This is a genomic window from Moraxella sp. CTOTU47618 (genome assembly GCF_032017425.1).
GTDB classification, from domain to species: domain Bacteria; phylum Pseudomonadota; class Gammaproteobacteria; order Pseudomonadales; family Moraxellaceae; genus Faucicola; species Faucicola tetraodonis.
Genome location: NZ_DALZPW010000004.1, coordinates 109,593 through 121,538, shown reverse-complemented (window position 1 = coordinate 121,538; position 11,946 = coordinate 109,593). Strand labels below are relative to the sequence as shown.

Annotated in this window: 9 protein-coding genes and 1 tRNA gene; 3 read left to right on the top strand and 7 right to left on the bottom strand. The window is 44.9% G+C overall.

Features of this window, described 5'->3' with window-relative positions:
• The first annotated feature begins 1 nt into the window (after position 1).
• Positions 2-1,501: a S41 family peptidase gene (locus RTS09_RS05130; protein ID WP_312534939.1), complete on the top strand. Its 1,500-nt coding sequence runs from the start codon at positions 2-4 to the stop codon at positions 1,499-1,501.
• 72 nt (positions 1,502-1,573) lie between these two features.
• On the opposite strand, the gene cysE is transcribed toward RTS09_RS05130, so the two are convergent.
• The 5 genes from cysE to dnaE all read right to left on the bottom strand — a co-directional run bounded on the left by cysE (position 1,574) and on the right by dnaE (position 8,759).
• On the bottom strand, positions 1,574-2,500 hold the full coding sequence (cysE, locus tag RTS09_RS05125) for a serine O-acetyltransferase (RefSeq protein WP_409418374.1): 927 nt from the start codon (positions 2,498-2,500) through the stop codon (positions 1,574-1,576).
• 157 nt (positions 2,501-2,657) lie between these two features.
• Positions 2,658-3,791 (bottom strand): acyltransferase family protein, encoded by a 1,134-nt coding sequence (locus RTS09_RS05120; protein WP_096489055.1) that lies wholly within the window; start codon positions 3,789-3,791, stop codon positions 2,658-2,660.
• Positions 3,792-3,820: 29 nt separating this feature from the next.
• Positions 3,821-4,657 carry an RNA methyltransferase gene (locus RTS09_RS05115; RefSeq protein ID WP_312534934.1) on the bottom strand — a complete coding sequence of 279 codons (837 nt, stop codon included), beginning with the start codon at positions 4,655-4,657 and terminating at the stop codon, positions 3,821-3,823.
• A gap of 24 nt (positions 4,658-4,681) precedes the next feature.
• Positions 4,682-5,026, bottom strand: a complete 345-nt coding sequence (locus tag RTS09_RS05110; protein ID WP_312523423.1) for an Hpt domain-containing protein — start codon at positions 5,024-5,026, stop codon at positions 4,682-4,684.
• Positions 5,027-5,198: 172 nt separating this feature from the next.
• A complete protein-coding gene (gene dnaE / locus RTS09_RS05105; protein WP_312534932.1) occupies positions 5,199-8,759 on the bottom strand; it encodes a DNA polymerase III subunit alpha in 3,561 nt (1,186 codons plus the stop codon).
• 147 nt (positions 8,760-8,906) lie between these two features.
• Here dnaE and RTS09_RS05100 point away from each other — a divergent pair.
• Positions 8,907-8,982 (top strand) — tRNA-Arg (locus tag RTS09_RS05100).
• A gap of 78 nt (positions 8,983-9,060) precedes the next feature.
• On the opposite strand, the gene RTS09_RS05095 is transcribed toward RTS09_RS05100, so the two are convergent.
• Positions 9,061-9,462, bottom strand: coding sequence for a hypothetical protein (locus tag RTS09_RS05095; protein ID WP_312534930.1), 402 nt, complete (start codon positions 9,460-9,462; stop codon positions 9,061-9,063).
• 319 nt (positions 9,463-9,781) lie between these two features.
• On the opposite strand from RTS09_RS05095, the gene pdxA reads away from it, so the two are divergent.
• Positions 9,782-10,834, top strand: coding sequence for a 4-hydroxythreonine-4-phosphate dehydrogenase PdxA (gene pdxA / locus RTS09_RS05090; RefSeq protein WP_076774144.1), 1,053 nt, complete (start codon positions 9,782-9,784; stop codon positions 10,832-10,834).
• A 107-nt stretch (positions 10,835-10,941) separates the two neighbouring features.
• Here the strand turns inward: pdxA and RTS09_RS05085 are convergent, their stop codons facing one another.
• A complete protein-coding gene (locus RTS09_RS05085; RefSeq protein ID WP_076774145.1) occupies positions 10,942-11,754 on the bottom strand; it encodes a M23 family metallopeptidase in 813 nt (270 codons plus the stop codon).
• Positions 11,755-11,946: the final 192 nt, after the last annotated feature.

The window sequence follows — 11,946 nt, the reverse complement described above, 5'->3', positions numbered from 1 at the left end:
TATGGTAATGCAGCGTCTCAAACCACTATCTAACCCTACTTTCAATAGACATATTGTAGCGCTGGCATTATGGGGGATAGGTTCATTGGGTTATGCTGCTAACCGACCGACTGTCAGTGCGCCTGTCAAACCACCTGTTAATTCTGCTGCCTCAGTTGCGGCAAAAACCAATAAAACGGCATTAAAACCTGCAATCACTCAGGCGATTGCAGGTGCCAATCCTGCTGCCGTACCTGTTAGTGTGGTGAATGCACCTGATGGTATACCTGATGGCGCTGATGACGACAATTTAACGGATGACGGCGCTGACGATGGCGGAGAGGTGGATATTACGTCAACCACGCCTATGGTGACTAATCCCGCCACTCAGCCCATCGCGCCAGCCTCTGAGCAAATCCAGCAAGTGGCGTTGGGGGCAGTATCACCCGTTACAGTCGAAAAATTTGTCAAAATGATTGATATCATCCGTCAAAACTACGTGACCAATGTCGATGATGAATCCCTGTTTGCCAATGCGATGGCAGGCACTTTAGCGGCGCTCGATCCTTATTCTGAATATCTGGATGCGAACGCGTTTGAAAACTTAAGGTTATTTACCGAAGGCGATATTGGTAGTATTGGTGTGAGTGTGAGTTTTCATGCTGATGTAGATAGCTGGGTGTTTGATGATGTGCTGCCCAACTCGCCTGCCGCAAAAGCGGGTATTCAGCGTGGCAATTATTTGCATCAAATCAATGATAATAAGCTGGACAGCACGCGAACCTCGCAAGACGTCGATCAGCTGCTGACAGGCATTGCAGGGACAACGGCTCGCTTGTTAGTCTCGGATAAAGGCCGTCGTAAACATCTGGTGGTGGTGCAAAGAACCTTGGTACAACAACAAGCTATGAGTACCAACATCATTAATGGTGTTGCGGTGGTGCATATCCCTGTGTTTCAAAACAATACCCAGCAGCAATTTTTAATGGCACTCACCAAATTAAATCAGCCGTTTAACGTGCTGGTACTCGATTTGCGCAATAACCCAGGTGGCGTGTTGTCAGCTGCCAATGATATCGCAAGCTTATTTATGAATGATAAAGTAGTGGTGCAGATTAAAAATCGGCAAGGCATACAAGAGGTGATGCGCACCCACGGCAAAGCCCAATTTGCGGACTTGCCGCTGGTCGTGTTGCAAAATCGTTATTCTGCTTCGGCGGCTGAAGTATTAGCCAGTGCGCTACAAAACAACCAACGTGCCAAGGTGTATGGCGAAACCAGCTATGGTAAAGGCTCTATCCAAAGCATTGTACCCATCAATGATAACGAAGCAGTAAAGCTAACGGTCGCTCATTATTACTCAAGTAAAGGTGAGAAAATTGATGGCGTAGGCGTCAAACCCGATGTGACTTTGACGGGTGCAGAAACGAGTTGGCAAGATCAGGTATTAGCGGATTTGCAAACCACCAAACGAAGCAACCAATTTTTACTTAAACCTACACCAACGCCCCAGTCTTTTTAAGCTAATCACCTAACTAATCACCTAAGCAGTCACCCAATAACCTCTCATATTTATCATCGGGTGGAATTTATTTTATAGTTCATCTTCCATAAAAAATTGCGGATCGACGGCATCCAAATCACGCACATCAAGTTTGGTATAGTGTTTTTTGCAGAAAGTTGGATCCAATTTGCACATCGCACTTTGCAATTCATCAAGGCGCGCTTCAGACTGGCGAATGTGCTCGAGCATTTTGATAAAAGTCATTGCCACGGGGTCTGGGGTGTTTGGGTCAATCCCATATTGATGAAAAACACCCGCTTGCTCTAGCTTAATTTTATTGCAATCTTCCTCATTGGTAGCAGAGGTATTGATAGAGGTTTGTTCAACCGCTTTCACCTGCTCAGCATCGGTTGTTTTTTCGACGACGGTTTTTTCGATATAGTCGTCAGCTGGGGTTACCCCATTATTTGCCAAGCTATCAAGCCCCATTTGCTCTGCTTTGGCTTTATCATGAATCAAACGCGCGGCACTGCCTACCATGGTCGCACCGGCAGGCACTTCTTTGACAACGACAGCATTGGAGCCGATTTTGGCATATTTACCCACGGTAAATCCGCCTAATACTTTGGCACCTGCACCGACAACCACGCCATCTTCCAGTGTGGGATGGCGTTTGCCTTCATTTAATGATACCCCGCCAAGCGTGACGCCATGATACAAGGTAACGTCATCACCGATTTCAGCGGTTTCACCAATGACCACGCCCATGCCATGGTCAATAAAGAATCGACGCCCAATTTTTGCTGCAGGATGAATCTCAATCCCGGTCAAAAATCGATTGCCAAAGGATACAAACCGTGCCAAGCCTTTGTTATTGTGTTGCCACATACTGTGAGCGACGCGGTGAATCAATAGCGCATGGACGCCAGGATAAGTCAACAGCACTTCAAGGGTGTTACGTGCCGCAGGGTCACGGTCAAACACCGCTTGGATGTCCTCTTGTAATTCTGCTTTGATGGTCTGGGTTTTTTTGGATAAATTTTGGATGACGGACAACATACTGACTACCGATTTTAAAAATTTTAAGTGATTATGATATCACGAACTCATTAAGCTACGCTATGATTGGCTATGATTGGCTATGATTGGCTATGATTGCAATACTGTTGTCGCATCACGGCGATAGAACGCGAGAGTTAGGTCGATGCATCAAAGGTTTTTCAATATAGTTGTAGCCTATAACAGCAAACATAACAACGAATACCAACACCAGCGGGTACGTCCACACATAGGCTGTCATCGATTGGCTAAAGTCATGCAAGTGTAATAAGTTAAACCATATATACATGACCAAACCATGGGTCAGATATAAGCTATAACTTAATTCACCCAAGACCTTTAGACCTTGTTGGTATAACACGCCAAAATACGTAAAACCGTTGGCAATAAAACAAAACAGTAAGCCACAAAGTAGCATTTGCCAATAAGAATACGCCGAAGTTTCAAATAAAATAAACAGGGTTAGTAGGCATAAAGCGATTGCAAAAACCACAGGAAATTTTGCCAATAAATTTTTAAAAAAATCTTCCAGCCAAACTGCAAAAAAAGCCAACAAAAATAACCAATACAGCTTGATAATAGTATGCGTGAGAACGTAATACAACACAGGCAAACTTATCATCAGCATCGCGATATTTTGCCACTGGCATACTTGTTTGGGATGCACCAACACAAACAGTAACGGTAAGCTAAAATAAAAACCCCACTCATAAAGCAGCGTCCAAGCCGCGCCTGCGACCAGCGGCCAAGCGTAAAAATCTTTAAGCGATTGATTGTTAAAGCTTAACCAGCGCAGCGTCCATTGCTGCCATTCAGACAGGGGTAACGGCGGGTGTTGCTGGGTGAAATAGATAGCGACGATACAAATGCCCAAAAACAAATACAGTGGAACAATGCGCTGCAGCCGAGAGCGATAAAGATATTGCCAATCCATCCGCGGCTGTCTGAGCTTACCAAAAAATAAATAGCCGGTGATTAAAAAAAACAGCGATACCGGCACACTACCCAAGTTGGTAAAAAAATCAATATTGGGTGACTGCCAGCGCCCCGTCGTTTGAAAGAAATAATGTTTAAAAAAGTGATGAGTAAACACTGATAGCGCTAAAATGCCACGGATACCATCTAATGGGGAATGGCGATGGGTAGCATCAAACCCGACAATCATCCGTTGGGGGAGTTGATTGAGTAGCCAAGTGACAAGCGTTAAGCTCAGCACAAACACAACAGCAAGCAAAACAGTGGCAGACATAAACTTTGAGCGCTTAACGGGTTAATAATTTATCGTTTGAGTAATTTTGCGATGGCGGCTTGGAGTAACTGATATTCTTTGATATCAAGCTGTATCCTACTAAGAAGTCGATTAATACGCTGAGGCATCACTTTAGATTGGGCGGGATTGTAGATATCTAAATTCTCCAACAATGCCAACAGCCTATTTTCTAGCTGTAAACGCTGCTCATTTGAGATAGGCGGCTCATCCCATTGTTGGCGAAAAGTCAAATCAATGGATTTTTCAGCCGCTGTTTTTGCCGTCAATGCTAACTCTGCAGTTTCGTAAAAAACGCTGGCAATCACTTGAACCGCAGCCGCCACATTTAACACCCCATACTCAGCATTGGCAGGAATTTGAATATGGTAGTCGGCCAGTTGCAGCTCTTCATTTGTTAAACCCCGATCTTCACGGCCAAACACAATGGCAAGTTGCCAATTGCGATGCGGAGAGTCTGTCATTAAATCGTCAAGGTTTTGAAAATTAGTGACCATCAATTCAGCCGCTTGTCGGGGCGATAACACGGGTCTTGGAATATGGCGTTGGCGACTACTGGTAGCAATTACCCAGTGGCAATCTTGCAGGGCTTGCTCAAGGGTGTCACAAATGGTCACAGCGTCTAAAATTGCTTTGGCACCTGCGGCATGGGCATAGGCATCTTCGTCAATCGGTAGTTTGGGCGCCACTACCGTGAGCTGCGTTAGTCCCATGGTGTGCATGGCACGGGCGGCAGAGCCAATATTGGCAGGCAAGGTGGTATTCACCATCACAATGCGAATACCGGCTAAAAATGCCGCAAGGGTTGAGAAGGGTTGCGGAGAAGCGTTAGTGTCAGTCGTTACCATGGGTTGTCAAATTTTAGTCAGTCGTTACGCAATAAGCGATTGTATTTGGTCATTCACTGCATGGCATTCCGCTTTGATTTCTTCAATCAATTGTTCATGTTGGTGGATATGACCCGTGCGGCAGATTTCTTGCAGTTTATAACAAAGTTCGGTCAGCTCGGTAGCGCCAAGGTTAGAGCTAGCGCCTTTTAAGCCGTGCGCTGCATTATACCCCAAACGGTTGTCTAAGGTGGCATAAGCTGTCTCCATTTCCGATAAACGTTGTAAGCTATCTTGCATATAAGTATGCATCAAATCGACAAAATCTTCGTCAAGTAACGCTCTTAATTCTTCAAACTGGGGCAAGTTGATATGGGAGGGCTGAGTCATGAGAGTTTCCTGTTGATGGGGCATTGAATAAAACATCATTGATTAAATTTGATTGGCTTATTTTAGCCCATATCTCATTGAATTTTATCAAAACTTTGATGAAAGTCAGTTTAAGGGATACAAACGTTTATCGCATGATGGGTTTATCGGCTAAATTCACCAAAATCAGACGCTAACTAAAATGTAAATGCAAATCTTCTTCATTGACCAAGCTTTTGAGTTTGCCAAAATTCTCTTCTGTCGGCACAATTTGCCAATGCGTTGGCATATTAAGATGGGCGATCGCATAGTCGTTATACACACATAGGTTAATCGGTACCCCTAATTGACCCGATGCATTGGCGGGCTGACTGTCCGCAAATTGGGCATTGTCGGCTGGGTGATTAAACTGATGCGATAAATAGTGAATTGTTGAGTGATTGGCGGTCGCTAACAATTGCTGTATCTGTTCAAACAACGCCATATCATGACCTGCAATTTTGATGCTGATTTTTTTGAGCCAGCGTTTGCGCGCATCGGTTAAGGTCATTACCTCTTGTAGGCTGGCATAAAACGTGCCATCGCGTTCACGAATAGAGCCGTCGATAATTACCACGGTTTCCACTTTAAGCTTATCTTTCACGCGTGCAAAGCGCTCGGCATAACAACTCACTTCGATACGACCTGTACCGTCATCTAAGGTAATCACTGAGCGATTACCAAAGTTTGCGACATCAAGTATCAAGCCTGCAAAAAATACGGTTTCGCCATAGCTGGTTTCGCTCAAATCACCCAATGTCTTTGGCGTATAGCGTTTTAACTCATCGCGATAACTATCAATGGGATGACCGGTCAGATAAAGTCCTAGCGTGTCTTTTTCACCTTTTAAGCGTTCAGCATCTGTCCAAACAGGCTCACAGGGCAATGGGGGCGGCGCAGTGACCTCTTGTATATCGCTAAATAAATCAATCATCCCTAGGCTATCATTGCTGCGCTGTTGCTCGGCTGCCTGTACCGCTTTTGGCAATTCGGCAAGTAACGCGCCACGGATGTGATAAGCTTCATCCGCAGGCAAATCAGGTCGTAATTTTGGCGCAAAACTATCAAAACAGCCTGCTTTAACCAATGCTTCAAGGGTGCGCTTATTGACTTTTCGTGTGTCAACACGGCGGCAAAAATCATACAAATCGGTAAACTCACCGCCCGCGTTTCGCGCTTCCACGATAGACTCTACGGCACCTTCACCAACACCTTTGATACCGCCTAAGCCATACACAATGGTCGTCGGGTTAATCGGCACAAACGCCCAATTGGAGTGGTTAACGCTGGGGTTTTCTACTTTTAAGCCAAAATTTTCGCGGCAATCATTGATAAAAAACACCACGCCATCGGTATTATTCATGTCCGAGGTGATGACCGCCGCCATAAATTCGGCAGGATAGTAGTGTTTTAAATAGGCGGTTTGATAGGCTAACACGCCGTATGCCGCTGAGTGTGATTTGTTAAACCCGTAGCCGGCAAATTTTTCCATCAAATCAAACACGCCGCCTGCAAGTTTATCATCGATGCCCTGACCAATAGCCCCTTCCACAAAAATACTGCGCTGTTTTGCCATTTCTTCGGGTTTTTTCTTACCCATCGCGCGGCGTAGCATATCGGCACCGCCTAGACTATAGCCTGCCATCGCTTGCGAGATTTGCATCACCTGTTCTTGATAGACAATGACCCCATAGGTATTTTCCAGTATCGGCTCAAGTCGGTCATGGTCATAGATGACCTCTTCGCGGCCGTGTTTACGGTCAATGTACATATCGACCATCCCGGCATCGAGTGGACCCGGGCGGTACAGCGCACACATGGCGATGACGTCTTCAATATTGGTCGGTTTAAGCTTGGCCAAATATTTTTTCATGCCGGTACTTTCCAGCTGGAACACAGCGGTGGTATGGGCATCTTGTAGCAGGGAGTAGGTGGGCTTATCGTCTAAGGGTAAAGTCTCAAGATCAAGCGGTGGCTGTTGCTCTTTAGCGCGGCGTGCATTGATATTTTTAACCGCCGCATTAATCACCGTTAAATTGCGCAGACCCAAAAAGTCAAATTTTACCAAGCCAACTGCTTCTACATCGTCTTTATCAAACTGACTGACGGGATGACCCTCTTCATCACAATAGATGGCGCTATAATCGGTGATTTTGGTCGGCGCAATAAGTACGCCCCCTGCATGTTTACCAACACCCCGGGTAATCCCTTCGAGCCGTACCGCCATTTCCCAAATCTCATTGGCATCTTCATAATCCATGTTGTCAGGATTGTTAAGCAAATCTTTGAGTTGCGGTTCGGCTTCAACCGCTTCAGCCAGCGAAATACCAGGGGTTTTAGGGATGAGTTTGGAGATTTTATCAGCCAGACCATACGATTTACCTTGAACGCGCGCGACATCACGCACCACCGCTTTTGCCGCCATCGTACCAAAGGTGATGATTTGGGATACCGCTTCTCGTCCGTATTTTTGCGCCACATAATCAATGACGCGGTCGCGACCTTCGATACAAAAATCGACGTCAAAGTCTGGCATGGATACCCGCTCAGGGTTCAAAAACCGTTCAAACAGTAGGTCATATTCTAGCGGGTCTAAGTCGGTGATATTGAGCGAATACGCCACTAATGACCCCGCGCCTGAGCCACGGCCAGGACCTACAGGCACATCATTGGCTTTTGACCAGCGGATAAAGTCCATCACGATTAAGAAATAACCTGGGAAACCCATATTCAAAATCGTTGTGAGTTCAAACTCCAAACGCGCATCATACGGCTTACGTTTTTCTGCCCAGCTGTCGTCGCGTTTTTCGATGGGGTAGAGTTTTTCAAGGCGTTTTTCTAGACCTTCTTGGGCGGTGCGCCGAAAGAAAGTTTCAATGGTATCGCCTTCGGGAATGGGGAATTCGGGTAAATCGTGATGGCCCATAGGAATAATGACATTACAGCGTTTTGCCAAATCCAAGGTGTTGTCAATCACCTCTGGCATGTCGCTAAACAGGGCAGTCATCTCATCTTGGGTTTTTAAATACTGCTCAGAGGAATAATCACGTGGGCGATTGGGGTCGGCAAGCACTTGCGAATTGGCGATACACACCCGTGCTTCATGCGCTTCAAAATCATCTTCTGTCAAAAAACGCACGTCATTATGGGCAATGATAGGCACATCAAAGGCATTGGACATGCGAATGGCTTGCTCGATAAAACGGTCTTCGTTGGCGCGTTGGGTGCGTTTAATGGCAAAATAGACACGATCGGCAAATGTGGTTTGCCATTGTTGTAGTAGGCTATCGGCTTTTTCTGGGTGACCTGATAACATGGCTTGACCGACGTCTGATTTTTCGGTGAACAGCACAATCACGCCTTCACTGCGTTCAAAAATCCAGTCACGCTGAATAATCGGTTTGCCCATTACTTGACCATCGACAAAGCCCTTTGACACGATATTGGTCAAATTCTTGTAGCCGATTTGGTTGCTGGCAAGTAGCGTTACTGTCGTACTATCATTTTCAAGCCATACTTCAGAGCCAATAATCGGCTTGATACCGGCATCCAAGCAAGCTTTATAAAATTTTACCGTGGCATACAGGTTGGATAAATCGCTAATGGCAAGCGCCAGTTGGTTGTCGGCTTTGGCAGCTTTGACCAACGCTTTGATGCGTACAATCGAGTCTGTGATAGAAAATTCGGTGTGAATACCAAAGTGTACAAATGCCATGGATTGCCTTTATTGCGGTTCGTCTTTAGCCCACTATTATACTATGAATTGCCAAACTGCGAACCTACAAAATCAGCAACAAAATGCCTAAAAATATCAGCGGATGCTAAGCATTTAAGATTTAATATGATAAAATAGCAGACCTTTACGCCTATAGCTTAACTGGATAGAGCAGTTGCCTCCTAAGCGACCGACGTGGGTTCAAGTCCCGCTGGGCGTACCAGTTTTTTTGACATCAAAAACCTATAAAAATAAAAAAACCCAATAAAAAATTATTGGGTGTGGTTGAAAAAAGTAAAACTTAACTTAAACGTTTGGCATTAGCGGCAACGCGGCTATAGATAGGGTACATCCCTTTTTCCAATACATGTAGCGCTTCTTGATTGACAGCATAAAAGAAGTTTTCCAAGGAAATCGGTTGACCCAAGCTTAATTTCATACAGTTTGAAAACATTAATTGCCCAATATTTTGCTGCGCAACGAGCGCTTGCCAAGCCATTTGCGTCCAAGATTCAAAAAATGCGATGGGTTTTTCAGTCACCATACGTTCCATTTCTTTCATCTCTTTGGCATTGTTGAGTGGGTTTTGTTTCGCTATCATATAGATACGGCGCTGCATGACTTGTGGGACGCGAACTGAAAAATCTTCAGATTGCTGACACATTTTTTCAACTTTTTGGTTAATATGTTCGTAGGTAGCCATAAGGACTCCATTGATAACAACAGTAAAATACAGGATTGACAGTAAAGTGTAGTACTATTATATACTGATTTAAATTAAGTTAATAATAGCAAAATCATAGGGTATACAATACTTACTTAACATTACGCAAATAATTAGATTTCATTTAATCAAATCATTGGTGATCGCTAACCATAATCGATGTAATCAGGGTTTTAGTTGACGTCATGAACATGAAACTATTTTATCTTTATCAAGCTAACAATGCGCCCCATCATTGGTAATAAATTCATAAAATATTAACTGATAGCTTTATCAGTGTTTATCAAAAGGTATAAAAATGACCATTCAAAGTCTTCCCTTAGTGATTACTTCGGGCGAACCTGCGGGTATTGGCATGGATATCATACTGATGCTTGCTGACAGACAGCAATTAAATCTGCCCAATCGCGCTGTCATTGTGTTGGCAGATATCAACGCGCTGCAAGAAAGGTATAGTGAGCTCAAACAAAAAGGCGCTGTAAAAGACGGATTGATGATTCAACAATTAGCGACGCATGAGTTACATGAGTTAAAAGATTTACCGCAAATTGCGCAACCCTCAGCGCATGATACTATTTTGGTGGTGGATGTGCCGACAGCACAACCTGTGGTAGCAGGGCAGTTAAATCCTCATAACGCGCCAATGGTCATCGCACAGTTGCAACTGGCGCATAAGCTCGCCATCAGCAAACAAGTCGCTGCAATTGTCACCGCGCCACTGCAAAAATCGGTGATTATGACTGTGTTGCCAGACTTTATGGGGCATACCGAATTTTTTATGCAGCAGTCGGGGCTGGATAAAGTGGTGATGATGCTCGCCAATAGCCTGATGAAAGTGGCTTTAGTCACCACCCATTTGCCCCTGCGTGCGGTCGCCGATGCGATTTCCCACGAAGAAGTGGCAAAAACCGTTGATATTGTCATCCATGATTGTCAGCAAAAATTTGGTCTCACTCACCCAAAAATATTGGTCTGTGGACTCAATCCTCATGCCGGGGAAAGAGGCTATCTAGGCAGAGAAGAAATTGACATCATCAATCCGGTGTTACAGCACTATCGCGACCAAGGTGTGGATATTAGTTTGGCGATGCCAGCCGATACCTTGTTTACCCAAAAGCATATCGCCACTGCCGATGCCATTATCGCCATGTATCACGATCAGGGACTGGCGCCGCTCAAATCACATGGGTTTGGCGAAACCGTGAATATCACTTTAGGGTTGCCTTATATTCGTACCTCAGTCGATCATGGCACAGCACTGGATTTGGCAGGGACAGGCAAAGCGAGTGCCGATAGTCTGTATCGTGCGATTGACTATGCCAATAACATGGCGACCGCGATTGCCCACTAATCATCCTCACCGATAATTACGCTCACAAAAAAAGCCAATCGTCATGGATTGGCTTTTTTATTGCGATATTTTAAATGGATTTTTAACTATTTTAAGCAGCTATTTAATTATTTTAAATAACTGGCAGGGTTCACTGGCGTACCCCGATATCGGATTTGGAACTCTACAGCAGGTTGATTCAAATTATTGTCCGTCCCAACGGTACCGATGGTTTGACCTGCTTGCACCGTTTGGCGCTCTTGTACAGCAAAATTTCCCAAATGCGCATAGGCACTAATGTAGTCGCTGTTGTGCTGAATCAATATCAATTTGCCATATTCTGGCAAATCACTACCGACATACAGCACCGTACCTGGCTGGCTGGCGACAACATTTGCCCCTGCTTGTCCGCCAAACCACATACCTAACGTACCTGTTTGCTGGTTAAACGGCCGCAATAGATTGCCATTCGTAGGACGTAACCAACCTTGTGACAAGCTGCTGGTTGGCACGATGACTTGGTTTGGCATCGGTAACGGGGTTGATAAGTTATTGGCTTGTCTAGGTGGGTAATAAGTCGGGTTAGACGGGCGGGATGATTGATTGACCGTCACAGGGCGAATGGTCGTTGGGCGATAAGAAGTGGGACTACTTGCTGAGGTTAAAATCAAGCGTTGCCCTGGATAAATGGTATAGTTGCTATCGAGCCCATTGAGCGCGCCAACCCGACGATAATCTAGTCCATAAGTGGTGGCGATTTTGCTTAAAGTATCGCCGTTTCTAACTATATAATAGTTGGGGACACCCCGTACATACACAGGGCGCTTATCCACGGTCGCGATCTTCTGTGAAGCACAAGCGGTCATCAACACCGCCGTACAGGCTATCGCACTGAGTTTTACCAGTTTGGGCGTGCAGAGTGTTTTATAAGTGGCAAACATAACAGTCATTCCTAGCAAGTGATACAAAAAAAATTACAACAAGTCAGGGTATAGTAACTAACTTTTAACCACTTACAAAGTAACTGGAGTTAACAACAACGTTTCTTTGCCAAACGATAACAAATAGCAACATTTTGGACTCAAATGAAAAAATGGCGCAAAAATCCTTATTTATCCATTGTTTGCCATCCA

Bases quoted from the DNA above. Each gene is read 5' to 3' on its own strand.
- RTS09_RS05130 (WP_312534939.1), top strand. From the start codon at position 2: ATGGTAATGCAGCGTCTCAAACCACTATCTAACCCTACTTTCAATAGA.
- RTS09_RS05120 (WP_096489055.1), bottom strand. From the start codon at position 3,791: ATGTCTGCCACTGTTTTGCTTGCTGTTGTGTTTGTGCTGAGCTTAACG.
- RTS09_RS05115 (WP_312534934.1), bottom strand. From the start codon at position 4,657: ATGGTAACGACTGACACTAACGCTTCTCCGCAACCCTTCTCAACCCTT.
- RTS09_RS05110 (WP_312523423.1), bottom strand. From the start codon at position 5,026: ATGACTCAGCCCTCCCATATCAACTTGCCCCAGTTTGAAGAATTAAGA.
- dnaE (WP_312534932.1), bottom strand. From the start codon at position 8,759: ATGGCATTTGTACACTTTGGTATTCACACCGAATTTTCTATCACAGAC.
- RTS09_RS05095 (WP_312534930.1), bottom strand. From the start codon at position 9,462: ATGGCTACCTACGAACATATTAACCAAAAAGTTGAAAAAATGTGTCAG.
- pdxA (WP_076774144.1), top strand. From the start codon at position 9,782: ATGACCATTCAAAGTCTTCCCTTAGTGATTACTTCGGGCGAACCTGCG.
- RTS09_RS05085 (WP_076774145.1), bottom strand. From the start codon at position 11,754: ATGTTTGCCACTTATAAAACACTCTGCACGCCCAAACTGGTAAAACTC.